The 25792-nt window shown below is 60.5% G+C and carries 24 protein-coding genes, 1 other RNA gene and 1 pseudogene; 17 read left to right on the plus strand and 9 right to left on the minus strand.

The window, feature by feature from the left end:
• Positions 1-39 precede the first annotated feature (39 nt).
• From rnpB to lpxC, 17 genes are all read left to right on the plus strand, one after another.
• Positions 40-399, plus strand: an RNA gene (gene rnpB, locus AAEZ08_RS12495) — RNase P RNA component class A.
• Between the two features lie 294 nt (positions 400-693).
• Positions 694-1149 (plus strand): division/cell wall cluster transcriptional repressor MraZ, encoded by a 456-nt coding sequence (gene mraZ / locus AAEZ08_RS12500; RefSeq protein WP_003281171.1) that lies wholly within the window; start codon positions 694-696, stop codon positions 1147-1149.
• Positions 1146-2093, plus strand: a complete 948-nt coding sequence (gene rsmH / locus AAEZ08_RS12505) for a 16S rRNA (cytosine(1402)-N(4))-methyltransferase RsmH (protein ID WP_003281169.1) — start codon at positions 1146-1148, stop codon at positions 2091-2093. The genes mraZ and rsmH overlap by 4 nt, the downstream gene beginning before the upstream one ends.
• Positions 2090-2380: a cell division protein FtsL gene (ftsL, locus tag AAEZ08_RS12510; protein WP_500124390.1), complete on the plus strand. Its 291-nt coding sequence runs from the start codon at positions 2090-2092 to the stop codon at positions 2378-2380. Before rsmH ends, ftsL begins: the two co-directional genes overlap by 4 nt.
• Entirely contained in the window at positions 2380-4107 is a 1728-nt protein-coding gene (locus AAEZ08_RS12515) for a peptidoglycan D,D-transpeptidase FtsI family protein (RefSeq protein WP_500124458.1), read from the plus strand. The genes ftsL and AAEZ08_RS12515 overlap by 1 nt, the downstream gene beginning before the upstream one ends.
• Positions 4107-5570 carry a UDP-N-acetylmuramoyl-L-alanyl-D-glutamate--2,6-diaminopimelate ligase gene (locus AAEZ08_RS12520; protein WP_500124391.1) on the plus strand — a complete coding sequence of 488 codons (1464 nt, stop codon included), beginning with the start codon at positions 4107-4109 and terminating at the stop codon, positions 5568-5570. The genes AAEZ08_RS12515 and AAEZ08_RS12520 overlap by 1 nt, the downstream gene beginning before the upstream one ends.
• Positions 5563-6939 (plus strand): UDP-N-acetylmuramoyl-tripeptide--D-alanyl-D-alanine ligase, encoded by a 1377-nt coding sequence (locus tag AAEZ08_RS12525; protein ID WP_500124392.1) that lies wholly within the window; start codon positions 5563-5565, stop codon positions 6937-6939. Before AAEZ08_RS12520 ends, AAEZ08_RS12525 begins: the two co-directional genes overlap by 8 nt.
• On the plus strand, positions 6939-8021 hold the full coding sequence (gene mraY / locus AAEZ08_RS12530) for a phospho-N-acetylmuramoyl-pentapeptide-transferase (RefSeq protein ID WP_003281161.1): 1083 nt from the start codon (positions 6939-6941) through the stop codon (positions 8019-8021). The genes AAEZ08_RS12525 and mraY overlap by 1 nt, the downstream gene beginning before the upstream one ends.
• A gap of 6 nt (positions 8022-8027) precedes the next feature.
• On the plus strand, positions 8028-9371 hold the full coding sequence (gene murD, locus AAEZ08_RS12535) for a UDP-N-acetylmuramoyl-L-alanine--D-glutamate ligase (protein ID WP_102820610.1): 1344 nt from the start codon (positions 8028-8030) through the stop codon (positions 9369-9371).
• A complete protein-coding gene (gene ftsW, locus AAEZ08_RS12540) occupies positions 9371-10594 on the plus strand; it encodes a putative lipid II flippase FtsW (protein ID WP_003281157.1) in 1224 nt (407 codons plus the stop codon). Before murD ends, ftsW begins: the two co-directional genes overlap by 1 nt.
• The gene (murG, locus tag AAEZ08_RS12545) at positions 10584-11654 is read left to right on the plus strand and encodes an undecaprenyldiphospho-muramoylpentapeptide beta-N-acetylglucosaminyltransferase (protein WP_003281156.1); all 1071 of its coding nucleotides are present in this window, start codon (positions 10584-10586) and stop codon (positions 11652-11654) included. The genes ftsW and murG overlap by 11 nt, the downstream gene beginning before the upstream one ends.
• A 34-nt stretch (positions 11655-11688) precedes the next feature.
• Positions 11689-13104 (plus strand): UDP-N-acetylmuramate--L-alanine ligase, encoded by a 1416-nt coding sequence (murC, locus tag AAEZ08_RS12550; protein WP_036991069.1) that lies wholly within the window; start codon positions 11689-11691, stop codon positions 13102-13104.
• Positions 13101-14045 carry a D-alanine--D-alanine ligase gene (locus AAEZ08_RS12555; RefSeq protein WP_058063891.1) on the plus strand — a complete coding sequence of 315 codons (945 nt, stop codon included), beginning with the start codon at positions 13101-13103 and terminating at the stop codon, positions 14043-14045. Before murC ends, AAEZ08_RS12555 begins: the two co-directional genes overlap by 4 nt.
• A gap of 2 nt (positions 14046-14047) precedes the next feature.
• Positions 14048-14905: a cell division protein FtsQ/DivIB gene (locus AAEZ08_RS12560; RefSeq protein WP_003281150.1), complete on the plus strand. Its 858-nt coding sequence runs from the start codon at positions 14048-14050 to the stop codon at positions 14903-14905.
• Between the two features lie 12 nt (positions 14906-14917).
• Positions 14918-16165 carry a cell division protein FtsA gene (gene ftsA, locus AAEZ08_RS12565; protein ID WP_003281147.1) on the plus strand — a complete coding sequence of 416 codons (1248 nt, stop codon included), beginning with the start codon at positions 14918-14920 and terminating at the stop codon, positions 16163-16165.
• A 48-nt stretch (positions 16166-16213) separates the two neighbouring features.
• Entirely contained in the window at positions 16214-17401 is a 1188-nt protein-coding gene (ftsZ, locus tag AAEZ08_RS12570) for a cell division protein FtsZ (protein ID WP_003281145.1), read from the plus strand.
• A gap of 117 nt (positions 17402-17518) precedes the next feature.
• A complete protein-coding gene (lpxC, locus tag AAEZ08_RS12575; RefSeq protein WP_003281143.1) occupies positions 17519-18430 on the plus strand; it encodes a UDP-3-O-acyl-N-acetylglucosamine deacetylase in 912 nt (303 codons plus the stop codon).
• 120 nt (positions 18431-18550) lie between these two features.
• On the opposite strand, the gene AAEZ08_RS12580 is transcribed toward lpxC, so the two are convergent.
• From AAEZ08_RS12580 to AAEZ08_RS12620, 9 genes and pseudogenes are all read right to left on the minus strand, one after another.
• Positions 18551-19084 carry a ferritin-like domain-containing protein gene (locus tag AAEZ08_RS12580; RefSeq protein ID WP_058063893.1) on the minus strand — a complete coding sequence of 178 codons (534 nt, stop codon included), beginning with the start codon at positions 19082-19084 and terminating at the stop codon, positions 18551-18553.
• Between the two features lie 227 nt (positions 19085-19311).
• Complete coding sequence (locus AAEZ08_RS12585) at positions 19312-19710, minus strand: Rho termination factor N-terminal domain-containing protein (protein WP_003281140.1); 399 nt, start codon at positions 19708-19710, stop codon at positions 19312-19314.
• A gap of 69 nt (positions 19711-19779) precedes the next feature.
• Positions 19780-20118, minus strand: coding sequence for an osmotically-inducible lipoprotein OsmE (gene osmE / locus AAEZ08_RS12590; protein ID WP_003281138.1), 339 nt, complete (start codon positions 20116-20118; stop codon positions 19780-19782).
• Between the two features lie 82 nt (positions 20119-20200).
• Entirely contained in the window at positions 20201-21517 is a 1317-nt protein-coding gene (locus AAEZ08_RS12595; RefSeq protein WP_500124393.1) for a PQQ-dependent sugar dehydrogenase, read from the minus strand.
• A gap of 33 nt (positions 21518-21550) precedes the next feature.
• Positions 21551-22069, minus strand: a complete 519-nt coding sequence (locus AAEZ08_RS12600; RefSeq protein WP_500124394.1) for an MgtC/SapB family protein — start codon at positions 22067-22069, stop codon at positions 21551-21553.
• A 57-nt stretch (positions 22070-22126) separates the two neighbouring features.
• A complete protein-coding gene (locus AAEZ08_RS12605) occupies positions 22127-23149 on the minus strand; it encodes a DUF5924 family protein (protein ID WP_003281135.1) in 1023 nt (340 codons plus the stop codon).
• A gap of 158 nt (positions 23150-23307) precedes the next feature.
• Positions 23308-23790, minus strand: coding sequence for an SgcJ/EcaC family oxidoreductase (locus tag AAEZ08_RS12610; protein ID WP_102820612.1), 483 nt, complete (start codon positions 23788-23790; stop codon positions 23308-23310).
• 120 nt (positions 23791-23910) lie between these two features.
• Positions 23911-24386: pseudogene (locus AAEZ08_RS12615) on the minus strand (DUF2726 domain-containing protein).
• Between the two features lie 416 nt (positions 24387-24802).
• The gene (locus AAEZ08_RS12620; RefSeq protein WP_102820614.1) at positions 24803-25390 is read right to left on the minus strand and encodes a cytokinin riboside 5'-monophosphate phosphoribohydrolase; all 588 of its coding nucleotides are present in this window, start codon (positions 25388-25390) and stop codon (positions 24803-24805) included.
• Positions 25391-25792: the final 402 nt, after the last annotated feature.

Consider the following 25792-nt stretch of genomic DNA (forward strand, 5'->3'; position numbering starts at 1 on the left):
CTTGCAGCAAGCTCCTCGCAACGATACTCTGGCGCCTGGAGAGTCGATCGGACAGTCGCTGTCTCTTTTTGTTCCGGCAAGAAGGGAGGGAGGAAAGTCCGGGCTCCATAGGGCGAAGTGCCAGGTAACGCCTGGGGGGCGTGAGCCTACGGAAAGTGCCACAGAAAATAACCGCCTAAGCGTTTCGGCGCCGGTAAGGGTGAAAAGGTGCGGTAAGAGCGCACCGCACGGCTGGCAACAGTCCGTGGCTAGGTAAACCCCACTTGGAGCAAGACCAAATAGGGATCCATTGGCGTGGCCCGCGCTGGATCCGGGTAGGTTGCTAGAGGCAGTCAGTGATGGCTGTCGTAGAGGAATGGCTGTCCTCGACAGAACCCGGCTTACAGATCGACTCTCCTCCTCTTTTACCTTCGTGACGCCCGATTTTAATTCCGAAAGATTATTGCTCTTAACAAAGCACATTAACTTTGTTGAGTAACTGCTTGCGCCTGTTCGGAACCTCCCTTCCTTCCCTTCGCTGTTCTGCTCGATTCCAGCATTAGCGTCGCTAAATTGCCGCTCCGTAAGGCTTTTTCCCGTCCGGCTTGCCTTGACGGTGGGGCGGCTGCGTTTCTATAGTGCGCACAAGTGGTAGGAAGTGGCAGAAAGTGGGTAAATATGGGCATGGATAGCTAATTTAGGGGAAGCGCAGCCGTGTTTCGCGGAGCTAACGCCATCAGTCTCGACGCCAAAGGCCGGCTAGCTATGCCCAGCCGGTATCGCGACGAGCTGAATTCCCGTGGCGATGGCCAGTTGATCATCACAATCGACGCTGTGGACCGCTGTTTGTGCATCTATCCCCTGCCCGAGTGGGAGCTGATTGAGGCGAAGCTCCGCGAGCTGCCCTCTCTGCGCGAAGAAGCCCGTCGGTTGCAGCGTCTGCTGATCGGTAATGCCGTTGATCTTGAGATGGATGGCAGCGGTCGCGTGGTTGTGCCGCCGCGCCTTCGCGAGTACGCCCGGCTAGACAAACGGGCGATGTTGGTAGGGCAACTGAACAAGTTTCAACTGTGGAACGAGGACGACTGGAACGCGATATCCGACGCGGACCTGGCGGCCATCAAGCAACCCGGCGGTCTGCCGGAAGAACTACGTGACCTAATCCTGTGAGCCAGATCAGCAGTCTGCGACATATTACCGTGTTGCTCGACGAAGCCGTCGCGGCGCTGAACGTGCGCGCGGATGGCCGTTATCTGGACGGAACCTTCGGGCGAGGCGGTCATAGCCGACTGCTACTTCAGCAACTTGGCTCTGATGGCCAATTGCTAGGCTTCGACAAGGACCCGTTAGCCATCGCTACGGGGCAAGCACTAGCGGCCGAGGACGGCCGCTTTGTCGTTGTGCAGAGAAGTTTTGCCGAGCTGGGTGAGGAATTGGCGCAGCGCGGCTGGAATGGGACTGTCAGTGGAATTTTGCTGGACCTCGGTGTGTCGTCGCCGCAGCTGGACGACCCTGCTCGTGGTTTCAGCTTTCTTCACGACGGCCCTCTGGACATGCGAATGGATCCAAGCCGTGGCGTGAGCGCAGCTGAATGGATCGCCCATGCCGAAGAGGAAGAGATCGCTCGCGTATTCAAGGAATATGGCGAGGAGCGCTTTGCCAAACGCATGGCGCGCGCGGTGGTGCAGCGCCGTGTAGAGGCGCCATTCGAGCGCACGGCCGACCTGGCCAAAGTGCTAACCGAGGCCAATCCGGCCTGGGAAAAAGGCAAGAATCCGGCGACACGCGCCTTCCAAGGTTTGCGTATCTACATCAACAACGAGTTGGGCGATCTTGAGCGTGGGCTTGAGGCTGCCTTGGACGCGCTTGAAGTCGGTGGCCGGCTCGTTGTTATCAGCTTTCATTCGCTGGAAGATCGCATCGTCAAACAGTTCATGCGCCGACACGCCAAAGGCGAAGCGGACAAGCTGCCGCGCGATCTGCCAATCATCCCAAAGGCCTTCGAGCCGCGATTGAAGCTGTTTGGCAAGCCCCAGTACGCATCTGATGCTGAGGTCAAGGCCAACCCGCGTTCGCGTAGCGCGGTCATGCGCGTTGCGGAGAAACTACGGTGAGCCGTGTGCTTCGTTCGATGCCTCGCGGCAGCCTGTTGGTGCTGGTGTTGTTCGTCAGCGTTCTGCTGTCGGCGATCGCGGTTGCCTACTGCGCGCATTGGAATCGCCAGCTGCTCAATGATCTGTATGGCGAGCTCAGTGTGCGCGACAAAGCCCAGGCCGAGTGGGGGCGCTTGATTCTTGAGCAGAGCACTTGGACGGCTCACAGCCGCATCGAGACGCTGGCGACTGACCAGCTACGCATGCATATTCCTGCGGCGGCAGACGTCAGGCTGGTGAAGCCATGATGAACCTTCAGGGCGCGCTTTATCCGTGGCGCTTCCGCATCGTACTGACGCTGCTGGCTCTGCTGGTGGGTGCCATCGCTTGGCGTATTGTCGATTTGCAGGTGATGGATCAGGGGTTTCTCAAAGGCCAGGGTGACGCGCGCAGCGTTCGGCACATACCGATACCTGCCCACCGGGGCTTGATCACGGACCGCAACGGTGAGCCACTTGCAGTGAGCACGCCAGTCACCACGCTTTGGGGTAACCCGAAGGAGCTGCAGGCATCCCGCGCACGGTGGGCGGAGTTGGCCAAGGCCCTGGGTCAGGACGCAGCGACTTTGAGCGAGCGGCTACAGTCGCAAGCTTCGCGCGAATTCATCTACCTGGTGCGCGGCCTGACGCCCGAGCAGGGTCAGGACGTGCTGGATCTGAAAATTCCCGGTGTATACGCCCAGGAAGAGTTCCGCCGGTTCTATCCAGCTGGCGAAGTGGCCGCACATGTAGTGGGTTTTACCGATATTGATGACCGTGGTCGTGAAGGCATGGAACTCGCTTATGACGAGTGGCTTGCCGGCGTGCCGGGTAAGCGCCAGGTGCTCAAGGACCGCCGCGGCCGGCTGATCAAGGATGTCCAGGTAACGAAGAACGCCAAGGCGGGCAAGGCCATGGCATTGTCGATCGATCTTCGCCTGCAGTACCTCGCCCACAGCGAACTACGTAACGTTGTGCATGAGTACGGCGCCAAGGCCGCCAGCCTGGTGATGGTCGACGTCAAGACAGGCGAAATCCTCGCCATGGCCAATCAGCCAACCTACAACCCCAACAATCGGCGCAACCTGCAGCCGGCCGCCATGCGCAACCGTGCGATGATCGACGTCTTCGAACCAGGTTCGACCGTCAAGCCGTTCAGTATTGCCGCCGCGCTGGGCACCGGCAAATATCAGCCGGATTCAGTCGTCAACACGCTGCCCGGCTGGATGCGCATCGGCCGCTACACAATCCGCGACGTGTCTCGCGGCGGCATGCTTTCGTTGACCGGCATTCTGATGAAGTCGAGTAACGTTGGTATCAGCAAGATTGCGCTGGATATCGGCGCCGAGCCGGTTTACGCGGTGATGCAGCAAGCCGGCTTCGGTCAGGACACCGGACTGGGTTTTCCCGGTGAGCGTGTGGGCAACCTACCTAATCATCGTAAGTGGCGGGACGCTGAAACCGCATCCCTGGCCTATGGCTACGGCTTGTCCGTGACAGCCGTTCAATTGGCACATGCGTATGCCGTGCTAGGTAATCAAGGCTCCAACGTACCGCTTTCTCTGTTGCGCCTGGATCGGGCGCAGGATGGTGTGCAGGTCATCGATAAGCAGATTTCCGGGACGGTTCTGCAGATGTTGCGCGCTGTCGTTGAAGAGGAAGGTGGTGGTGGTGCGCGCGCAAAAGTGCCGGGCTACCAGGTCGGCGGAAAGAGCGGGACCGCCAAGAAGATCTCCGGCACGGGTGGCTACACCAAGGATGCCTATCGTTCGTTCTTCGCTGGTGTTGCGCCGCTGTCCAATCCGCGGATTGCTGCGGTAATCGTCGTAGATGAGCCGAGCAAGGGGCAGTACTACGGTGGTTTGGTTGCAGCCCCGGTATTCGGCAAGGTCATGGCCCGGGCGCTGCGTCTGATGAATGTTGCACCGGACAATCTGCCTCCGCCGGCCGATCTACAGACCGTGGAAGCAGTAAAAGGCAAGGGAGGGCGCATCTGATGCCAATGCCTCTGAATCATCTGTTGCCTCAAGCTGGCAGCGATGTCCTGATTCGCGAATTGACACTCGACAGCCGCAAGGTTCGCGGCGGTGATCTGTTTTTGGCGGTGCCGGGGCTGCAGTTCGATGGTCGCGACCATGTGCAGGATGCCATTGCTCGCGGTGCCGCTGCGGTTGCTTATGAAGCGGAAGGTCTCGACCAGGCGCTGACCGGTAATGCCGTGATGGTCCCGGTGCAGCATCTGGCCAGTCAGTTGTCCGCCATTGCCGGGCGCTTCTACGGTGAGCCCAGCCGCAGCCTGCGCCTAGTCGGCGTTACCGGAACCAATGGCAAGACCAGTGTCAGCCAGCTGATTGCGCAGGCGCTCGACCGTCTCGGCGAGCCCTGCGGCATCATTGGCACGCTGGGTACGGGGTTTCACGGCCATCTGCAGCTCGGCCGGCATACGACGCCGGATGCCATCGGCGTACAGGCGACGCTGGCCAACCTCAAGCAAGAGGGCGCTCGCGCCGTAGCGATGGAGGTGTCCTCGCACGGCCTGGATCAGGGGCGAGTCGCCGCGCTGGATTTCGACGTCGCCGTGTTCACCAACCTGTCGCGTGACCACCTTGATTACCACGGCACCATGGAAGCCTATGGGGCCGCGAAGGCGCGCCTGTTCGACGTGCCCGGCCTGCGCTGCCGGGTGATCAACATTGATGACGGTTTTGGTCGCGTGCTGGCGGGTGAAGAGCGCGACTCGCGGCTAGTTACGTACAGTCTGGAGGATCGCTCGGCCTATCTGTTTTGCGCCGATGCCCGACTCAGTGATGATGGCATCCATGCGCGGCTCATCACTCCCCAGGGTGAGCGCTCGATGCGCAGCCCGTTGCTGGGACGCTTCAACGTCAGCAATGTACTGGCCGCCATTGGCGCTCTGCTGGGAATGGACTACCCGTTGGATGAAATCCTGGCTGTGCTGCCGGAGCTCGAGGGCCCAGCTGGCCGCATGCAGCGCTTGGGTGGCGGTGATCGCCCGCTGGTCGTGGTCGACTACGCACACACCCCCGATGCATTGGAAAAAGTCCTCACCGCACTGCGTCCACACGCGCGCGGCAGGTTGCTTTGCCTGTTCGGTTGCGGCGGTGATCGTGATACCGGCAAACGTCCGCTGATGGCTGAAGTCGCGGAGCGTCTGGCCGACGGCGTTGTGGTCACCGATGACAATCCGCGCAACGAGGCGCCCGAGCAGATCATCGAGAACATCCGTGCAGGGTTCGTCAACCCCGAGGCCGTCACCATCATGCATGGCCGCGCCCAAGCGATTGCCAGCGTTATCTCGATGGCACGAGCCGAGGACGTGGTCGTGCTCGCCGGCAAAGGTCACGAGGACTACCAGGAAGTTTGTGGTGAGCGCCTGCCGTTCTCCGACATCGAAGAAGCCTCCACGGGCTTGGCCACTTGGGAGAATCCCCATGCTTGAAGCGATGCGCCTGAGCGCGCTGCAGCAGCCTTTGTCCGGCCGTCTGATAGGCGCGGATGCCGGCTTCGACGCAGTCAGCACCGACAGTCGCGCTGTTCAGCCGGGGCAGTTGTTCATCGCGCTGACCGGACCTCGCTTCGATGGCCATGCCTATCTGGCAGACGTGGCCAATAAAGGCGCAGCTGCAGCGTTGGTTGAGCGCGAGATCGCAGGCGCGTCGCTGCCGCAACTGGTCGTCGCCGATACCCGTTTGGCACTCGGGCGCCTTGGTGCGCTCAATCGTGACGCTTTCTCCGGGCCTGTCGCAGCGATCACCGGCTCCAGCGGCAAAACCAGCGTAAAGGAAATGCTCGCCAGCATTCTGCGTAGCGCGCACGGGCAGAACGCCGTACTGGCGACTCGCGGCAATCTCAATAATGATCTGGGCGCGCCGTTGACCCTGCTAGAGTTGAGCGCCGAGCACCGCGCTGCGGTCATCGAGCTCGGTGCTTCGCGCCCCGGCGACATCGCTTACACCGTAAAGCTGGTGCGACCTGATGTCAGTCTGATCACCAACGCCGGGACCGCTCATGTCGGCGAGTTCGGCGGCCCGCACAAGATCGTCGAAGCCAAAGGCGAGATTCTCGACGGTCTGAGCGAAAGCGGCATTGCGGTCCTGAATCGCGATGACAAGGCCTATCCGATCTGGGCCGAGCGTGTCGCGGGCAAGCGTATCGTTTCTTTCGGCCTGGCGAACCCGCTCGCCGATTTCTCCGCCGGCTCTATCGCCTACGATCAGCGCGGTTGCCCGAGCTTCGTTTTGACCGGCCCGCTGGGCAATCTCCGTATTCAACTCAATCTGCTGGGGCGGCACAACGTTGCCAATGCCTTGGCCGCAGCTGCGGCGGCTCATGCGCTCGGTGTCGACGCCGACGCCGTTGTTGCCGGCCTGCAACAGCTGCAACCGGTCAAGGGCCGAGCCGTAGCGCTGATGCTGGGCAATGGTGTGCGCCTGATCGACGACAGCTACAACGCCAATCCTGCTTCGATCTGCGCGGCAATCGACGTGCTGACCAGTTTTGCCGGTCGCACCATCCTCGTGCTTGGCGATATGGGCGAGCTGGGCGAGTGGGCTGAGCAGGGCCATCGTGAAGTTGGCGCATACGCGGTTGGCAAAGTCGACACCCTCTACGCGGTAGGGCCGCTGATGGCCCATGCGGTTCAAGCGTTCGGCCCAGGGGCGCGACATTTCGCCGACCAGGCCAGCCTCATCGATAGCCTGCGAGCCGAACAGGGCAGCGGCACCACCATTCTGATCAAGGGCTCACGCAGCGCGGCGATGGACAAAGTCGTCGATGCGCTCGCTGGGCCATCCATGGAGAAACATTGATGCTGCTGCTGCTCGCCGAGTATCTGCAACAGTTCCACAAGGGCTTCGCGGTCTTTCAGTACCTGTCGCTGCGTGGAATTCTCGGCGTCCTCACCGCGCTGGTGCTGTCGCTGTGGATGGGCCCTTGGCTGATCCGCACGCTGCAGTTGCGCCAGATCGGCCAGTCCGTGCGTACCGATGGTCCGCAGTCGCACCTGTCCAAATCCGGCACCCCGACCATGGGTGGTGCGCTGATCCTCAGCGCCATCAGCATCAGCACGCTGCTGTGGGCAGACCTGTCCAATCGCTATGTCTGGGTGGTACTGGCGGTGACTTTGCTGTTCGGTGCGATCGGTTGGGTCGATGACTATCGCAAGGTGATCGAGAAGAACTCCCGTGGCCTGCCGAGCCGCTGGAAATATTTCTGGCAATCGGTCTTCGGCCTCGGCGCCGCTGTCTTCCTTTATATGACTGCGCAGACGCCAGTCGAAACCACGCTGATCCTGCCGTTGCTGAAGAACATCGAGATCCCGCTGGGCATCGGTTTCGTGATTCTCACCTACTTCGTCATCGTCGGCTCGAGCAACGCGGTCAACCTCACCGATGGTCTTGATGGTCTGGCGATCATGCCTACCGTGATGGTCGGTGGTGGCCTGGGTATTTTCTGCTACCTGTCCGGTAACGTGAACTTTGCCGAATACCTGCTGATTCCTTATGTGCCAGGCGCCGGTGAGCTGATCGTCTTCTGCGGCGCGCTGATCGGCGCCGGTCTCGGCTTTCTCTGGTTCAACACCTATCCGGCCCAGGTCTTCATGGGCGACGTCGGCGCGCTGGCGCTCGGCGCAGCCTTAGGCACCATCGCGGTAATCGTTCGCCAGGAAGTGGTGTTGTTCATCATGGGTGGCGTGTTCGTGATGGAAACCCTGTCGGTAATGATCCAGGTCGCCAGCTTCAAGCTGACCGGTAAGCGCGTGTTTCGTATGGCGCCGATCCACCACCATTTCGAACTCAAGGGCTGGCCCGAGCCTCGGGTAATCGTGCGCTTCTGGATCATTACCGTGATCCTGGTGCTCGTTGGCCTCGCCACCCTGAAACTGAGGTAATTGAGAGTGCTCATCGCTTCCGACCAGTTCCGCATCGTTGTCGGCCTCGGCAAGAGCGGCATGTCCCTGGTTCGCCATCTGGCGCGCCGTGGCCTGCCGTTTGCCGTCGCTGACACCCGTGTGAACCCGCCGGAGCTGGCGACTCTCAGCGCAGAGTATCCCGACGTGCAGGTGCGCTGCGGCGAGCTTGACGTGGAGTTTCTCTGCACTGCCAGCGAGCTGCTGGTGAGCCCAGGCCTGGCAGTCAGCACCCCGGCGCTGCAGGAAGCGAAAGCCCGCGGAGTCAAGCTGTCCGGGGATATCGAGCTGTTCGCTCGCGAAGCCAGGGCCCCGATCATTGCTATCACTGGTTCCAACGCTAAAAGCACCGTAACCACGCTAGTGGGCGAAATGGCAAAAGCCGCAGGATGCAAAGTGGCAGTTGGCGGCAACCTCGGCACTCCGGCCCTTGATCTGCTCGATGATGAGGTAGAGCTTTACGTGTTGGAGCTGTCCAGCTTCCAACTCGAAACCACCGAGCAGCTCAATGCCGAGGTGGCGACCTGCCTGAACATCAGCGAAGACCACATGGACCGCTACAGCGGCCTGCCGGCCTACCACCAGGCCAAGCATCGAATCTTCCGTGGTGCGCGCCAGGTGGTGGTCAATCGTGACGATCGCCTCAGCCGGCCATTGGTGGCTGATGATTTGCCCACCTGGACCTTCGGGCTCGGCAAACCCGACTTCAAGGGGTTTGGGCTGTTCGAAGATAAGGGTGAGAAGTACCTGGCGTTCCAGTTCGAGACGCTGATGCCTGTTCGTGAGCTAAAGATGCGAGGCGCGCACAATCAGTCCAATGCGCTGGCGGCCCTGGCGCTGGGCAATGCCGTAGGGCTGCCGTTCGAGCCGATGCTGGAGACGCTGCGCCAATTCGCCGGCTTGCCGCATCGCTGCCAGTGGGTTGGCCAGCGGAACGGGGTCGATTACTACGACGATTCGAAGGCTACTAATGTCGGAGCGGCGCTGGCAGCGATCGAAGGCCTGGGAGCCGATATTGATGGCAAGCTGGTGCTGATTGCCGGTGGCGACGGCAAGGGGGCAGATTTTTCGGCGCTGCGTTTGCCGATTGCTCGTTACTGCCGCGCCGTGGTGTTGCTCGGTCGCGATGCACAGCGTCTTGCCGATGCCTTGGCCGATGCTACGGCCCTGGTCCACGTTACGACGCTAGACGAGGCTGTACAGCGCGCCGCTGAGTGCGCGAATGAGGGCGATGCGGTATTGCTCTCGCCGGCCTGTGCCAGCCTGGACATGTTTAAGAATTTCGAAGAGCGTGGCCAGCTCTTCGCCGCTGCGGTGGAGGCGCTCAACTGATGCTCGCCTTCCTGCGTCATGCACCTTCGCCTTTGTTCGGTCGCCGCGGCCTGGATCTGGATTTCCCCATGCTTGCCGGCTGCCTGGCACTGCTTGGGCTCGGCCTGGTAATGATCACCTCGGCATCCTCCGAAGTCGCGGCGGTGAACGCTGGCAATCCGCTCTACCACATGATTCGTCACCTCATCTATGTGCTGCTGGGCCTAGGCGCCGGCACCGCGATGCTGCTGGTGCCGCTGTCGGTTTGGCAGCGCCTGGACTGGATGCTCCTGCTGGCGGCGTTCGGGCTGTTGATTTTGGTGCTGTTGCCGGGCATTGGTCGCGAAGTGAACGGCTCCATGCGCTGGATCGGTTTCGGTGCGTTCAACGTGCAGCCATCCGAGTTGGCAAAAGTGTTCGTGGTCATTTATCTGGCCGGTTATCTGGTGCGCCGGCAGGAAGAAGTCCGCGAGAGCATGTGGGGGTTCGCCAAGCCGTTCCTGGTCCTGCTGCCGATGGCATTCCTCCTTCTGCTGGAGCCTGACTTCGGCGCCACGGTGGTCATGATGGGCGCCGCAGTGGCGATGCTGTTCCTCGGTGGCGTGGGGATGATTCGCTTCAGCTTGCTGGTAATCGCGGCGGTCGGTGCAGTAGTGGTGTTGGTACAGACCCAGGAGTATCGCCTGCAGCGCCTGATTACCTTCACCGACCCATGGGCGGACCAGTACGGTGCCGGCTACCAGTTGACCCAGGCGTTGATCGCCTTTGGACGTGGCGAATGGTTCGGCGTCGGGCTGGGTAACAGCGTGCAGAAGCAGTTCTATTTGCCGGAAGCGCATACCGACTTCGTATTCTCCGTGCTGGCCGAGGAGCTGGGCATGATCGGTGCGTTGGCGACGATCGCGCTGTTCGCGTTCGTCGGCATCCGCGCGCTGTATATAGGCCTATGGGCAGAGAAGGCCCGGCAGTTCTTCGCCGCCTATGTCGCCTGGGGGCTGGCGTTCCTCTGGTTGGGCCAGTTCCTGATCAACGTAGGCGTGAATGTCGGTCTGCTGCCAACCAAGGGTCTGACGTTGCCGTTCCTCAGCTATGGCGGCAGCTCGCTGGTCGTGACCTGCGCAAGCATGGCGCTGCTGCTGCGGATCGAATGGGAAAGCCGCACTGTGCTGGGCAGTGAGGATACCGAGTTCGACGAAGCCGATTTCGCCGAGCCGCCGACCAAGGAGGTCGCCCATGGCCGCTAATGTGCTGATCATGGCTGGCGGTACTGGTGGCCACGTCTTCCCCGCGCTGGCTTGTGCCCGTGAATTTCAGGCGCGTGGCTATGTCGTGCACTGGCTTGGTACACCGCGCGGTATCGAGAATGAACTGGTGCCGGCAGCCGGTCTGCCGCTGCATTTGATTCAGGTCAGTGGGTTGCGCGGTAAGGGCATCGCATCGCTGATCAAGGCGCCGCTGCAGCTGATTCGGTCACTGTTCCAGGCGCGCCGCATCGTTCGCCAACTACAGCCGGTGTGCGTGCTGGGTTTGGGTGGCTATGTCACTGGGCCGGGTGGACTGGCTGCTAAGTTGGCCGGTGTGCCGCTGGTTATCCACGAGCAGAACGCTGTGGCTGGTACCGCCAACCGTAGCCTCGCGCCACTCTCAAGCCGCGTTTGCGAAGCCTTCCCGGATACGTTCAAGGCCAACACAAAGCGTCGTACCACGGGTAATCCCGTACGTGAAGAGCTGTTTCTGGAAACCCCGCGTGACACCCTGGTCGGTCGCCGACCACGGCTGTTGGTGCTGGGTGGCAGCCTCGGTGCCGAGCCTTTGAACAAGCTGTTGCCTGTGGCTTTGGCGCAGCTGCCGCTGGAATTGCGCCCAGAAGTGTTCCATCAGGCGGGCAAGCAGCACGCCGACCTGACTACGCAGCGCTACGCAGAAGCAGCCGTCGAGGCCGAGGTCGCACCTTTCATCAAGGACATGGCGCGGGCATACGCCTGGGCCGATCTGGTCATCTGTCGTGCAGGCGCGCTCACCGTTTGCGAGCTGGCCGCCGCCGGGCTGCCGTCCTTTCTGGTGCCGCTGCCCCACGCGATAGACGACCACCAGACGCGCAACGCCGAATATCTGGCGAAGGAGGGCGCTGCCGTCCTTCTGCCGCAAGCCAAGACTGATGCGGCCGCGCTTGCCGCTCAGCTGACCGAGGTAATGATGCAGCCGGAAAAACTCAAGGCCATGGGCGCCACCGCGCGCCGCCTGGCCCGGCCCGACGCCACCCGCAGCGTGGTCGATATCTGTCTGGAGGTGGCCCGTGGCTAAATCTCCCGCCGCGGTAAAAGCGGAAGTACGGCGCATGCGCCGCATCCGTCGTATTCACTTCGTAGGTATCGGCGGAGTTGGGATGTGCGGTATCGCCGAGGTGCTGCTCAACCTCGGCTACGAAGTTTCCGGATCCGATCTCAAGGAGTCTGCCAGCACCGATCGCCTGCAGAGCTTCGGGGCGCAGATATTCATCGGCCACCAGGCCGGTAATGTCGCAGGTGCCGACGTGCTAGTGGTGTCCAGCGCGGTGAATTCGGCCAATCCAGAAGTTGCGCTGGCGCTCGAACAGCGTATTCCGGTTGTGCCGCGTGCCGAGATGCTCGCTGAGCTGATGCGTTATCGGCACGGCATTGCGGTCGCCGGGACCCATGGCAAGACCACCACCACCAGCCTGTTGGCCTCGGTGTTTGCTGCTGGCGGGCTTGATCCGACCTTCGTCATCGGCGGCCGACTGACTGCGGCCGGCACCAACGCGCAGCTGGGTAGCAGCCGTTACCTGATCGCCGAGGCGGATGAGAGCGATGCCAGCTTCCTCCACTTGCAGCCTATGGTGGCGGTGGTGACCAACATCGACGCCGACCACATGAGCACCTACGGCGGCGACTTCGGCAAGCTGAAGAAGACCTTTGTCGAGTTCCTGCACAACCTGCCGTTCTACGGTCTGGCTGTGCTCTGCGTCGATGATCCGTTCGTGCGCGAGATCATCCCGCAGATCGGCCGCCCAACTACCACCTACGGTTTCAGCGAAGACGCCGATGTGCGCGCGATCAATATTCGCCAGGAAGGCATGCGCACCTACTTCACCGTGCTGCGCGATGGCTGCGAACCGCTGGATGTATCGGTGAACATGCCCGGCAACCACAACGTGCTCAACGCTCTGGCGACCATCGCCATCGCGACTGATGAAGGTATTGATGACGACGCCATCGTTCAGGGCCTCGCGGAGTTTGCTGGCGTCGGCCGCCGCTTCCAGGTTTATGGCGATCTGCCGGTCGAGAATGGCAGCGTGATGCTGGTAGACGATTATGGTCACCACCCGCGCGAAGTTGCCGCTGTGATCAAGGCCGTACGCGGCGGTTGGCCGGAACGGCGCCTGGTGATGGTCTATCAGCCACACCGCTTCAGCCGTACCCGCGACCTTTATGACGACTTCGTACAGGTGCTGGGCGAATCCAACGTGCTGCTGTTGATGGAGGTCTATCCGGCCGGCGAAGACCCGATCCCCGGCGCCGATAGCCGTCAGCTGTGCCACAGCATCCGCCAGCGCGGACAGCTGGATCCGATCTATGTCGAGCGTGGCGTCGACCTGGCGCCGCTGGTCAAGCCGCTGCTGCGCGCTGGTGACATCCTGCTCTGCCAAGGAGCTGGCGATATCGGCGGACTGGCGCCGCAACTGCTGAGAAGCCCGCTGTTCGGTGGCGATGGCTCCGCGAGGAAATCCCAATGAGCGCCCTGCATTCGACTCGCGACCCCAAGGCATTCGGCCGTGTCGCTGTGCTTTTCGGCGGCAAGAGCGCTGAACGTGAGGTGTCCCTGAAATCCGGCGCCGCAGTTCTCGCCGCGTTACAGGAAGCCGGTGTGGATGCGTTCGGTATCGATGCCGGCGACGATCTGCTGCAGCGTCTGGGCAGCGAACGGATTGATCGTGCCTTTATCGTCCTGCACGGTCGCGGCGGCGAAGATGGCAGTATGCAAGGCTTGCTGGAATGCGCCGGTATCCCTTACACCGGTAGTGGCATCCTGGCGTCGGCCCTGGCCATGGACAAGCTGCGCACCAAGCAGGTCTGGCAGAGCCTGGGCCTGCCGACTCCGCAACATGCCGTGCTGGCTACGGAAGCCGATTGCAAGGCTGCAGCGGACACCTTGGGCTTTCCACTGATCGTCAAGCCGGCGCACGAAGGCTCGAGCATCGGCATGGCCAAGGTCGGTGAGCTGGCAGAGCTGATCAGCGCTTGGCGTGACGCTAGTGCCTACGACTCGCAAGTGCTGGTCGAGCAGTGGATCCAGGGCCCGGAGTTCACCGTGGCCGTATTGCATGGCCAGGTGCTTCCGCCTATTGGCTTGGGCACGCCGCATAGTTTCTACGACTACGACGCCAAGTACCTGGCCTCTGATACCCAGTACCGCATTCCCTGTGGGCTCGATGCAGAACGGGAAGAGGAACTCAAGGTGCTGTCAGCCCGTGCCTGCGAAGCGGTCGGCATTCGCGGCTGGGCACGGGTCGATGTGATGCAGGATGCCGTCGGCAATTTCTGGTTGCTGGAAGTGAATACCGTACCCGGCATGACCGATCACAGCCTGGTTCCGATGGCGGCGCGTGCTGCTGGTCTGGATTTCCAGCAGTTGGTCCTGAGCATTCTTGATGACAGCCTCGAGGCGGGGAGCTAGCCATGATCGCCACGCTGCGCCATTCGCAACCCGGAAGCGGCCGTGCCTCGCGCAAGCCCGTGCAACGGGGTGCGAGCCGCCTGGTGCAACCGCAGCCGCTTTCGCAGCGCCTGCCGAAGCCTAACCTCTCCGGCCTGAAACGCTTCGTCTGGCCGGTGCTGCTGATTGGGCTGGTGGTTGGTCTTTACGACCTGGGCGAGCGCTTGTTGCCCTACGCCGACCGGCCGATTGCCAAGGTCAGCGTGCAGGGCGAGCTGGGCTATGTCAGCCGTGAAGCGGTTCAGCAGCGTATCGCGCCTTTCGTCGAGCAGAGCTTCTTCAAGGTTGATCTGAACGGTATGCGCCACCAACTCGAACAGATGCCGTGGATCGCTCACGTCGAAGTTCGTCGCGTCTGGCCGGACCAGGTAATGGTGCGTCTGGATGAGCAATTGCCGATTGCCCGTTGGGGGGGCGAAGCATTGCTTAACAATAAAGGACAGGCTTTCTCGCCGGATGACCTGAGCCGATATGAACACTTGCCACATTTATATGGTCCGAAGCGGGCCCAACAGCGTGTCATGCAGCAATACCAGATGCTCAGCCAGATGCTGCGCCCCCTGGGATTCTCCATTTCCCGCCTTGAGCTGCGTGAACGTGGGAGCTGGTTTCTGACCACCAATCAGGGCATCGAATTGCTGCTGGGCAGGGATCAGGTTGTAGAAAAAATGCGTCGCTTCACCGCCATTTATCAAAAGGCGCTGGAGCAGGAAAGCGAGAAGATCGCACGGATCGATCTGCGCTATGCGAACGGCCTGGCCGTCGCCTGGCATGAGCCGATCCCGACTGCGGCGGATACGACCGTCGCTGCGAAGAATTGAGGAATGAGACACATGTCGAGCGTGCAAAGCGGCAAGATGATCGTCGGCCTGGACATCGGCACCTCCAAGGTGGTGGCGCTGGTGGGTGAGGTGACTGCCGATGGTGAGCTGGAAATCGTTGGGATCGGTACCCACCCCTCACGTGGGCTGAAGAAAGGCGTGGTGGTCAACATCGAATCCACCGTGCAGTCGATCCAACGCGCCATCGAAGAAGCTCAGTTGATGGCTGGCTGCCGCATCCATTCGGCCTTCGTCGGCCTGGCCGGCAACCATATTCGCAGCCTGAACTCCCACGGCATCGTCGCAATTCGCGACCGCGAGGTCAGCACTGCAGATCTCGAGCGTGTACTCGACGCCGCCCAGGCTGTGGCAATTCCGGCCGATCAGCGTGTACTGCATACGCTTCCCCAGGATTACGTGATCGACAATCAGGAGGGCGTGCGTGAGCCCCTGGGCATGTCCGGTGTGCGCCTGGAAGCCAAGGTTCATGTGGTTACCTGTGCGGTAAATGCTGCGCAGAATGTCGAGAAGTGCGTGCGTCGCTGTGGCCTTGAAGTTGACGACATCATTCTCGAGCAACTGGCTTCGGCTCATGCCGTGCTTACCGACGACGAGAAAGAGCTGGGTGTCTGCCTGGTCGACATCGGCGGCGGTACCACCGATATCTGCATCTTCACCGAAGGTGCGATTCGTCATACGGCGGTCATTCCGATCGCGGGCGACCAAGTCACCAATGACATCGCCATGGCGCTGCGCACGCCGACTCAATATGCCGAAGAAATCAAGATTCGCTATGCTTGCGCGTTGGCAAAGCTGGCCGGCGCAGGCGAGACCATCAAGGTTCCCAGCGTTGGCGATCGTCCGCCGCGCGAGCTCTCTCGCCAGGCATTGGCGGAAGTTGTCGAGCCGCGTTACGACGAGCTCTTCACGCTGATTCAAGCGGAGCTGCGGCGCAGCGGCTACGAGGATCTGATTCCGGCCGGAATCGTCCTCACCGGCGGCACAGCGAAGATGGAAGGAGCCATCGACCTGGCCGAAGAAATCTTTCACATGCCGGTACGCCTTGGCGTGCCGCACGGGGTCAAGGGACTGGCTGACGTAGTACGCAACCCAATCTATTCGACGGGCGTGGGCCTGTTGCTGTACGGACTGCACAAGCAGGCCGACGGCAATCCCGTACCTGGCATCGGCAATTTCGCCGAGGACTCAAAGACGTCTGTTCTGGATCGGCTCAAGGGCTGGATCCAGGGCAATTTTTAAGCAGTGCGCTGTAAAACCAAAACTAGAAAGCTGGAAGGAGAGAGGGAAATGTTCGAACTCGTAGATCATACCCCGCAAAGTGCAGTCATCAAGGTCATCGGTGTCGGCGGTGGCGGTGGCAATGCCGTGAACCACATGGTTCGCAATAACGTCGAAGGCGTAGAGTTCATCTGCGCCAATACTGACGCTCAGGCGCTGAAGAAGATCGAAGCGCGCACCGTGCTGCAGCTTGGCTCGGCCATCACCAAGGGCCTGGGTGCCGGGACCAATCCGGATATCGGCCGTCAGGCTGCGATGGAAGATCGTGAGCGCATCGCCGAAGTACTGGAAGGTGCCGACATGGTGTTCATCACCACCGGAATGGGTGGCGGTACCGGTACTGGTGCTGCGCCGATCATCGCTTCGGTAGCCAAGGAAATGGGCATCCTTACCGTCGCAGTGGTCACCCGTCCGTTCCCCTTCGAGGGCCGTCGTCGCATGCAGGTTGCCGATGAAGGCATCCGTGCGCTGTCCGATTGCGTCGACTCGTTGATCACCATTCCCAACGAAAAGCTGCTGACCATTCTTGGTAAGGACGCCAGCCTGCTGGCCGCCTTCGCCAAGGCCGATGATGTGCTGGCCGGTGCGGTCCGTGGTATCTCCGACATCATGCAGCGTCCAGGCCTGATGAACGTCGACTTCGCCGACGTGAAGACCGTAATGGGCGAGATGGGTATGGCGATGATGGGCACTGGCTGTGCCACTGGCCCTAACCGTGCTCGCGAGGCCACCGAAGCGGCCATTCGCAACCCGCTGCTCGAAGACGTCAATCTGCAGGGCGCACGCGGCATTCTGGTGAACATCACTGCCGGCCTGGACCTGTCCCTCGGCGAATATGCCGCGGTTGGTGAGATCATCGAAGCGTTTGCTTCCGACGAAGCTACTGTCAAGGTGGGTGCTGTTATCGATCCCGACATGACCGATGAGCTGCATGTCACTGTTGTCGCGACAGGTCTCGGCCCGCGCCATGAAAAGCCGGTCAAGGTCGTGGACAACACCGTGCAGACCACCGTTGCCGCTTCTGCCGCTCCGGCACAGCGCCAGCAGGAGCATGCAGCGGTCAACTATCGTGACCTGGAGCGCCCGACTGTAATGCGTAATCAGGCCCATGCAGCTGCCACGGCAGCGAAGATGAACCCGCAGGAAGATCTGGATTATCTGGATATTCCCGCGTTTCTGCGTCGTCAGGCCGATTGATTGAAGTTATCAGGAGTATTGTTGTGATTGGTGTTCAGCAAAGTTGGCTTCTGCTATTATCGCCGCCAATTGTTGAAAGCAATTCGCAACTAGCGCTATAGCGAAGCAAAAAAGGCCATGATCAGACAACGCACACTAAAGAACATCATTCGCGCCACTGGCGTCGGCTTGCATTCGGGTGAAAAGGTTTATCTCACCCTGAAACCGGCACCGGTGGATACTGGAATCGTGTTCTGTCGTACCGACCTCACTCCGCCCGTGGAGATTCCCGCGCGGGCTGAAAACGTTGGCGAAACCACCATGTCCACGACGTTGGTCAATGGTGACGTCAAGGTCGATACAGTGGAGCATCTGCTGTCGGCGATGGCCGGCTTGGGGATCGACAATGCCTACGTCGAACTCTCCGCGTCGGAAGTGCCGATCATGGACGGCAGCGCTGGGCCTTTCGTATTCCTGATTCAATCCGCCGGCCTGCAGGAGCAGGACGCCCACAAGAAGTTCATTCGCATCAAGCGTGAAGTGACTGTCGAGGAGGGTGACAAGCGCGCTACCTTCCTGCCCTTCGACGGCTTCAAGGTGAGCTTCGAGATCGATTTCGACCATCCGGTTTTCAAGGGTCGCACCCAGACTGCCAGCGTGGATTTCTCGAGTACTTCCTTCGTCAAGGAAGTCAGCCGTGCACGTACCTTCGGGTTCATGCGCGACATCGAGTTCTTACGCTCGCACAACCTGGCGCTTGGCGGCAGTGTTGATAACGCCATCGTGGTGGACGAAACCAGTGTGCTCAATGAAGACGGCCTGCGTTATGAGGACGAATTCGTGAAGCACAAGATTCTCGATGCCATCGGTGATCTCTACTTGCTGGGAACCAGCCTGATCGGCGAATTCCGCGGCTATAAATCCGGCCACGCGTTGAACAACCGCTTGCTACGCACCCTGATGGAACAAAAGGATGCGTGGGAACTGGTGACCTTCGATGACCCGCAGACCGCACCGATCTCCTACATGCGTCCGGTGGCAGCCGGCTAGCTGTACCTCTCTTCCAAAATTTAAGGCCACCCTCGGGTGGCCTTTTTTTGTTTTCGTTTTTGCAAGCAAGCCGGGCGTCTGTGCACTGACGGCGAAACAGTGCGCCTTGCTCGCTCAGTGTTAGTTCATACCGTCGAGCAAGCCCGCCAGATCATCGGCGTGCTCTTCTTCCTGCGCAAGAATGTCCTCGAAGATGCGCCTAGTGGTAGGGTCCTTGTCACCGATGTACTGGACGATTTCGCGATAACTGTCGATAGCGATGCGCTCGGCCACCAGGTTCTCAAAGACCATGTCGCGCAGCCCGTTGCCTTCGGTGTACTGCGCGTGAGCGCGCTCGGTCAGGCTGTCCGGGTTGAAATCCGGCTCACCGCCTAGCTGCACGATGCGCTCGGCGAGGCGGTCGGCATGCTGCTGTTCTTCGTTGGCATGCTCGAGAAATTCGTCAGCGGCGGCGCCGGACTTCAGCCCGGTAGCCATGTAGTAATGGCGCTTGTAGCGCAGGTAGCAAACCAGCTCGGTTGCCAGCGCTTCGTTCAGCAGGTTGATCACTACCTCGCGATCAGCCGAATAGCTCTCGGTGACGGCGCCATTCTCGACGTGTTGGCGAGCCCGCTCGCGTAGGCTCTGCTTATCGCTTAATTGTACGTAGCTCATCGCCATCTCCTGGTCAGTTTCACCGCAGTTGCGGTGCTTCACGGTTCGCCAATTGAGATCGGGATGCCGTCAAAAAGTTTAGCTGGTTGGCTCATCTGGCGGTGCAGGTAGAGGATCGGATTCCCCGGGCTCGTCTATTGGAACGGGGTCGCCTGGTTCCTCACGCTTGGGGTTGCCTTCTTTAGGTGCAGCGATTTGCCCATACGGTGCCCACATACATCTGCTCCTTAGCTAAGCGCTTGCAGCAGTTCGTCCTTGCGCATGCTAGAGCGGCCGCGAATATCACGTTCGCGGGCCTTCTGCATGAGTTCCTCACGCGTCATGTCGGCAAGTGCCGTACTCGAGGACTTCGAATTTTGCGCTGAGCCCTTGTTGGGTGATCTACCTTGTCGTGTGGCGGCCGCCCGATGGGCCGAGTCCTTTCGTTCGGCGCGCTTGGCCGTCTGGCTTTTGCTCGTGCCTGATCCGCCCTTGCGCTCGCCGCCACCGGATTGCTTATTGATGGTTGCCCAGGCACGCGCTTCAGCCTCTTTCTCGGGCACACCGCGTTGCTCGTAGCTCTCCTCGATATGCTCAGCCTTTCGCCGCTGCTGTTCGCTGTATTCGGCTTTGTCTCCGCGGGGCATCACAATCTCCTCCTGTTGCGGGATGAGCTGGCGGGCGCGTGGTGTACACCGCCTGCGCTTACATCTGGGTCAGCGTAGATTGCGCTGGTTTTCGTCCAGCTGCTTGCACGTGAGGAACCCTTGGCCGTCGACCCGCCCGGAGGCGTCAAAGCTGACGTAGTAAGGCTGCTGCTTGCCGTCATGATTGAGAATGTAGTCGTGGCAAAGCCCAGGTGCCGCCCCTCTTGCGCTGGCCTTGGAAGGCTCGCCGCCGATAGTCAGTACCCGTTCCAGGGACATGCCGGTTTCCACATCACGTACCAGTGGTTGATCGCGGAAGGTGATTCGGTCGACAGGGTTCTGCACATTGCCCGAGCAACCGGCGAGCAGTACCACTGGGGCGATGGCATAGATGGCGTGCTTGAACATGTGAATCCCTCGTAGCGAATGGTCGTATCTTTATGGCCGTTCGGTGCTGGGCAAGGTTCAATTTGATGCCGCGCTATGGGCCTCAACGGTCACTCGGCGTTACGCGCCAAATGACGTTGCCCACGTCATCAGCAATCAGCAGCGCTCCGGTCTTGTCCACCGCGACGCCTACTGGTCGGCCCAGTGCCTCACCTGCCTCGTTGACGAATCCGGTCAGTACATCCTCGGCGTCACCGTCCGGCAGGCCGTTGCGGAAGGGGACAAAGATCACCTTGTATCCACTGCGAGGTTTACGATTCCAAGACCCATGCTGGCCGACGAAAGCGCCGTGGGCGTATCGCTGCGCAAGCAGCGTGCCTTCATAAAAGGCTAGGCCGAGTGAGGCAGTGTGCGCGCCCAGCGCATAGTCCGGGACGATGGCGCGTTCGACCAGATCCGGGCGAGGCGGCTGAACGCGGGCGTCGACGTGCTGGCCGAAGTAGCTGTATGGCCACCCATAGAATCCGCCGTCCTGGACCGACGTCATGTAATCGGGCACTAGATCGCTGCCGATTTCGTCGCGCTCGTTGACCGTGGTCCAGAGTGCGCCGTTGTCAGGTTGCCAGGCGAGACCGTTGGGGTTACGTAAGCCTGAGGCGAACAGGCGTACGGTTCTCGCCTGCGGGTCGACCTCCAATATTGCGGCGCGGTGCTCTTCGGCCTGCATGCCATTCTCCGCCACGTTGCTGTTCGAACCGCTGGTGACGTAGAGATGGCGACCGTCCTGGCTGGCGATGACATTCTTGGTCCAGTGATGGTTGAGTGGGCCGGCTGGTAGATCCACCACCTTGGTCCCCTGCACGGTTATTCGAGTGGCGTCTTTCTCATAGGGGAAGCGCAGCAGCGCATCCGTGTTGGCGACGTAGAAATCACCGTCGACCAGCGCCATGCCGAAAGGCGAGTTGAGCTTTTCCAGGAATGCCGTGCGTAGTTCCGGCTTCCCGTCTCCGTCACTATCGCGCAGCAGGGTGATTCGATTAGCGCTGGGGCCGCCGGAGCCTGCTCGCGCCATGATCTTCTTAGCGATCCAGCCGCGCAGGCCCTGGCTCTTTTGCTTGGGAGGTGCAGCGCTTTCAGCGACCAATACATCGCCGTTGGGCAACACGTATATCCAGCGTGGGTGGTCCAGGCCGGTGGCAAAGGCCTCGACGTGAAACCCAGGCGCAGCATGCGGTTTGATTCCTTCCGGCCAGCCTTTGGCGGGTGCGATGTTAACGGTTGGCAATAGCGTCTTGTTCGGTTCCGGCAGAACTGGACTCGGCCCATACCCGGACTCGACTGGCAGCTTGGCTGTTTCGCTGCAGCCCGCTAATGCAAGTAAGCCGACACCGAGCAATAGGGTGGTTTGGTCAATACGCATGGCACAGTCCCTGAGTGGGTGACGCGGCTTAGGTTATGAATGATCTGCCCGATGGCGGCGCTTTCGAGCGGCCTGTAGTGCGGAGTGCCGTTCCAGGCGCGGCACCAGCACGAAGATCGCCAGGGCCAGAAGAGTGCTCAGCACGGCTGTAGCCTCATGCCCTAGGCCGACCGCTACACCGATTGCGGCAGTGAGCCAGATACCGGCTGCGGTAGTTAGGCCTTTGACGTCCTCCGCGGAGCTACCCTTGAGGATAGTCCCAGCACCAAGAAAGCCGATACCAGTCACCAGGCCCTGAATTACCCTGGAAATGTCCTCATGGGTCATGCCTGCCTGGACCGGTACCAGGACGAAAAGCGCTGCGCCGAGGGCTACCAGCATATGGGTGCGCAGGCCGGCGGCTTTGCGTTTGCGTTCGCGCTCATAGCCGAGCATCCCGCCCAGGATCGAAGCGATCAGCAGCCGGCTGCTGACCCTTGTCGCATCTTCCAGATCGGTAATGTCGGAGAACTCCGAAGCAACTGTGCTGGAGATGATTGCCCACCATTCCATGTCGTTCTCCCAGCCAGGTCGATACTGATATGGAGTCATGCTGGTGGGGAGGGTTCGCTAGTCAGTCACCTCGAAACGTAGCATGCCGATCATCTGACCAGCCTCAGTGACGACTCGCACTCGCCAGCGTCCGGCGGGTTCGGCTGGAAAGTTGCGTTTGTGGGTCCAGGCGCGATAACCGGCTTCGCGACCGCCGCTGATGTCTAGGGCGATGCGGTCAACGCGCCGGCCGTTGTGCGTCCACTCGTGGTAGATCCGTTCCTTCAGGCCGCGAGGCGCGTTGATCGCAGTGTATGCATATAGCCCGTTAGTGGTCAGCTCGGTGCTGCTCAGCTTTCGCAGCCCCTTGCCCGGTTTGCGCTGGCGGTCATCGAGACTCATGGTGACTGCGACGTCGGTCAGCCATAGCGTTGCCGGGGGCACCCAGGTTCGGCCCAGCCAGCCAGCTGCACCCAGCGCCACGGCCAACAAAACGATGCCCGGCACGGTGCGCCAGCTCCAGTGGGGAAACAGACCGCTTAGACTCGGCAGCGCCAGCACTACCGCGACCGCGAGAGCCAGCTGATAGCTCTGGGGCGTGGAAAGATGAAAGATGATCGGTAGTGCGGTCAGCAGTACGGCAAACAATGTCAGCGCGTGGAAGCCGAGGTAGACCCAACGCCTTGGCGCCAGCCATTTGTAGTACAGCGGATCGATCAGCGAAACCAGCGCGGCCGCGCCAAGCAACCCAGTAAACACGGCTTGGCCGCTGTTCCAGGTGGTGGTGATGAAGAAGAACGGAATGATGAAGAACAGGGTCTCCTGATGCACCATCTGGGTGGCGTAGCGCAGCAATGGCGGTGGCACCTGCCAGCCGAACCAGCGATGCAGGACGCGGCGCAGACTGGATTCGAGCACCAGCCAGAGCCAGCTGACCAGCATGACAAGCGCCACCACTTTGGCCAGGCCCGCATGGCGCTCCACCAATACGAAGCTGGCCACGCCTGAAATGAACCCGAATAACGCGACCGTGCCCGGGTAGCGGCGGATCAGCCGACTGGCCAGTTCGAACAGGCGCAACAGCAAGGGTTTGAGAGGCATGGTGGGTCGGGTCCGGAGACAGCGTGCTAATTAGCAGTATCGAGCACGCCTGGGCAGGCGCAAGCATGTGGTTCGCTCGCAGGCTGCATGGTACCGCGGACGCACCCGCTCAGGCGGGGGAAACGGCGCCGCGGCTGGCGACGCCGATCGCTGATGGATCAGTCCTCTATTTGTGGCAGCTGCTGCGCAGCGGTCTGTTCTGGCATCGCCGATGAGTGATGGCTGGTGATCAGCCATTGCTTGGCGTCATCGAACCACTTGTAGGTGAAGGTGTAACGGGCCGGGACGCTGCTGCCATCGCCAAGTTGAAAGTTGTAGACGCCGGTATCGAGCGCACTGGTGCAGTCGATCATGATCATCCGCGAGACGATTTCGCCTTTCGGCTTGAGCTCGAGAAAGTGTTCGAAATAGTCCAGTTTGGCTTCCGGGGTCTGCCGGGGCGTATTGGATACCGTCGGTAGCAGCAGCGAGTCCGGCGCATAATTTTCCACTACTCGATGTGGATCGCCGGATTGGACATCAGTGTTCCAGCGGTCGAACAAGGCGGCGACCTGGGTTTCATCGGTCTTATGGCAAGTCTGGTTGTCCGCCAACACGGCGAATGGGGCGAGAGAAAGTAATAGGGGGAGGGCGTATTTCATGCTGTCACTCGTAGTCGGTGGTCGATTTGCGGAGTGGCTCCGCAGCGGTACTGCACATCGTGGTTACGTCATGCTCAGCTGTGACCGTCCGGGAACGCCGTTATTCCCGCCAGCGGTCAGTCAGGGACGAAGTGCAGACTCGATGGCTTCACGGACATTCGTGTAGGACCGCGCCGCTTCTGGCGTCAAGTTAACCTGCGGTAGTCCAACGGTCTCGCACAGCCGGTCGATGAAATCCTGATCGGTTTCTGGCTCATCCAGGTTGACGACGCAGATCGGAGTCAGATCATTCTTGTCGCACAGCACGAAATCGAAGCGAGCGGCAGCAATGCGGTTGGTGGCTTGATACCAGTAGGCCCGACGGGGGATGGCGGTGACCTCCACTACATCTGCGACGCTAACCTTCGGCAGTATCAGGTATTGCTCGCCGACAGTACGCTGCAGCATTTCCAGCAATTCGCGTTCTGCTGGTGAAAAAAAAGGCGCCTTGAGGCTATAGGGATATTGCAGCGCAGGATGGTTGAGCTGGCGATTCTTTACGAAGAAAACCAGACGAAACAGACGAACGCGACAAGCGTCAGCGCCAGCCAACTCATCGCGAATCACCTGAGCGCATCCGTATCGCAGCCCTTCTCAGCGTAGTCATCGGTGGCCTCCTGTCTTTAAAGCGAGCTTACTGGTCAGTTGAGTATTGAATGACCAAAACGTTCGTCTGCTTATCCACTACAGCTGTGGGCCGAGCTGTGGATAAGCATGGGGCTGTTAGCTGCAGGCTAGGAACCACTAAGGATTTAGGGCGTTGATCAATAAACGAGCATTTCGTCTACACACGACGTGATAGCTGGAAATTGAGCTTATACAGCGAGGCTTTGCAACTGCAGGTTAGCTTATCCACGATTGCTGTGGATGCTGCTGTGGATAAAGTGGGGGGTCAATGCTGCAAGCCGCGCTGGGCGAGGCTTGCAGTCATTAGAGTGTTTTTTGACCAGCGCCAGGCCGAGCTATGTGGATGTCACTGTGGCACGCTCTTGGCCCAGCGACTGTGCGTCGGTGGCTGCCAGGCGTCGAGTAGCGTTATGAGCGCTTGGGGCTGGTCGCTGCGTCGCAGCATTTCGCGATGCTGCGCACGTACAAAGCCTTCTTCGACCAGGTGATCGAGGAAGTGACTGAGCTTGCTGTAGAAGTGATTGACGTCCAGCAGTCCAAGCGGCTTGGGGTGGTAGCCGAGTTGGCCCCAGGTCCAGACTTCGAAGAGTTCTTCAAGCGTTCCCAGCCCGCCAGGCAGCGCAATAAAAGCATCCGCCAGCTCTGCCATGCGCGCCTTGCGCGCGTGCATGCCGTCGACGACCTCCAGGCGGGTAAGCCCGGTATGACCAACCTCGGCATCTTTCAAGCTTTGTGGAATGATGCCAATAACCTCGCCGCCGGCGGCCATGGTGGCGTCAGCAACCACACCCATCAACCCGACTGCACCGCCGCCGTAGATCAGCCGGATATCGTTTGCGGCCAGCGTTCGGCCCAGATCCTGTGCCGCTTGTTCATAAATGGGGTTTGAGCCGCGGCTAGCGCCGCAGAAAACGCAAATGGAACGCAGGGTCATCGTTTACTCCGCTAATTAGGGCCTGCGGAAGACTACGCCGCCGGCTCCATGCGGCCAAGCTGACCAACGCATGATAAAGGCGTTCGGCGTTTATCAACGCGCCCCGGCGGCACATGCGTAGGTGGCGAATAGCTGCTTGATCAGATGGCGACTGGACATGGCTGATGCTCCTCAATAGGTGCGCTTATCCTGAGGCAACCGAGAGCAGCAGGCCTTTAGTTTCTCGCCATCGCGGCGATTGCCGTTAATCTATAAGGGATGCTTCTGATATCCCCAAGTTCTGTGTGCAGTTCTGTGGATAACCTTTGGAAGAGTGGCTGCAAGCGAGGCGTGCGTAGCGCCTACAAAGTATGTGCATTTTTTGTACAGCTCATCTCGGTGCGACCGCAGGCCGCATTGCAG

The sequence above is a fragment of the Pseudomonas sp. E45-MNA-CIBAN-0222 genome (assembly GCF_040310405.1).
Lineage (GTDB): Bacteria > Pseudomonadota > Gammaproteobacteria > Pseudomonadales > Pseudomonadaceae > Stutzerimonas > Stutzerimonas stutzeri_AC.

Excerpts from the sequence above, each read along its gene's own strand:
- AAEZ08_RS12515 (WP_500124458.1), top strand. The coding sequence starts at position 2,380 with ATGAACCTTCAGGGCGCGCTTTATCCGTGGCGCTTCCGCATCGTACTG.
- AAEZ08_RS12520 (WP_500124391.1), top strand. The coding sequence starts at position 4,107 with ATGCCAATGCCTCTGAATCATCTGTTGCCTCAAGCTGGCAGCGATGTC.
- AAEZ08_RS12525 (WP_500124392.1), top strand. The coding sequence starts at position 5,563 with ATGCTTGAAGCGATGCGCCTGAGCGCGCTGCAGCAGCCTTTGTCCGGC.
- mraY (WP_003281161.1), top strand. The coding sequence starts at position 6,939 with ATGCTGCTGCTGCTCGCCGAGTATCTGCAACAGTTCCACAAGGGCTTC.
- ftsW (WP_003281157.1), top strand. The coding sequence starts at position 9,371 with ATGCTCGCCTTCCTGCGTCATGCACCTTCGCCTTTGTTCGGTCGCCGC.
- murG (WP_003281156.1), top strand. The coding sequence starts at position 10,584 with ATGGCCGCTAATGTGCTGATCATGGCTGGCGGTACTGGTGGCCACGTC.
- murC (WP_036991069.1), top strand. The coding sequence starts at position 11,689 with ATGCGCCGCATCCGTCGTATTCACTTCGTAGGTATCGGCGGAGTTGGG.
- AAEZ08_RS12555 (WP_058063891.1), top strand. The coding sequence starts at position 13,101 with ATGAGCGCCCTGCATTCGACTCGCGACCCCAAGGCATTCGGCCGTGTC.
- AAEZ08_RS12560 (WP_003281150.1), top strand. The coding sequence starts at position 14,048 with ATGATCGCCACGCTGCGCCATTCGCAACCCGGAAGCGGCCGTGCCTCG.
- ftsA (WP_003281147.1), top strand. The coding sequence starts at position 14,918 with ATGTCGAGCGTGCAAAGCGGCAAGATGATCGTCGGCCTGGACATCGGC.
- ftsZ (WP_003281145.1), top strand. The coding sequence starts at position 16,214 with ATGTTCGAACTCGTAGATCATACCCCGCAAAGTGCAGTCATCAAGGTC.
- lpxC (WP_003281143.1), top strand. The coding sequence starts at position 17,519 with ATGATCAGACAACGCACACTAAAGAACATCATTCGCGCCACTGGCGTC.
- AAEZ08_RS12580 (WP_058063893.1), bottom strand. The coding sequence starts at position 19,084 with ATGAGCTACGTACAATTAAGCGATAAGCAGAGCCTACGCGAGCGGGCT.
- AAEZ08_RS12585 (WP_003281140.1), bottom strand. The coding sequence starts at position 19,710 with ATGCCCCGCGGAGACAAAGCCGAATACAGCGAACAGCAGCGGCGAAAG.
- osmE (WP_003281138.1), bottom strand. The coding sequence starts at position 20,118 with ATGTTCAAGCACGCCATCTATGCCATCGCCCCAGTGGTACTGCTCGCC.
- AAEZ08_RS12595 (WP_500124393.1), bottom strand. The coding sequence starts at position 21,517 with ATGCGTATTGACCAAACCACCCTATTGCTCGGTGTCGGCTTACTTGCA.
- AAEZ08_RS12600 (WP_500124394.1), bottom strand. The coding sequence starts at position 22,069 with ATGGAATGGTGGGCAATCATCTCCAGCACAGTTGCTTCGGAGTTCTCC.
- AAEZ08_RS12605 (WP_003281135.1), bottom strand. The coding sequence starts at position 23,149 with ATGCCTCTCAAACCCTTGCTGTTGCGCCTGTTCGAACTGGCCAGTCGG.
- AAEZ08_RS12610 (WP_102820612.1), bottom strand. The coding sequence starts at position 23,790 with ATGAAATACGCCCTCCCCCTATTACTTTCTCTCGCCCCATTCGCCGTG.
- AAEZ08_RS12620 (WP_102820614.1), bottom strand. The coding sequence starts at position 25,390 with ATGACCCTGCGTTCCATTTGCGTTTTCTGCGGCGCTAGCCGCGGCTCA.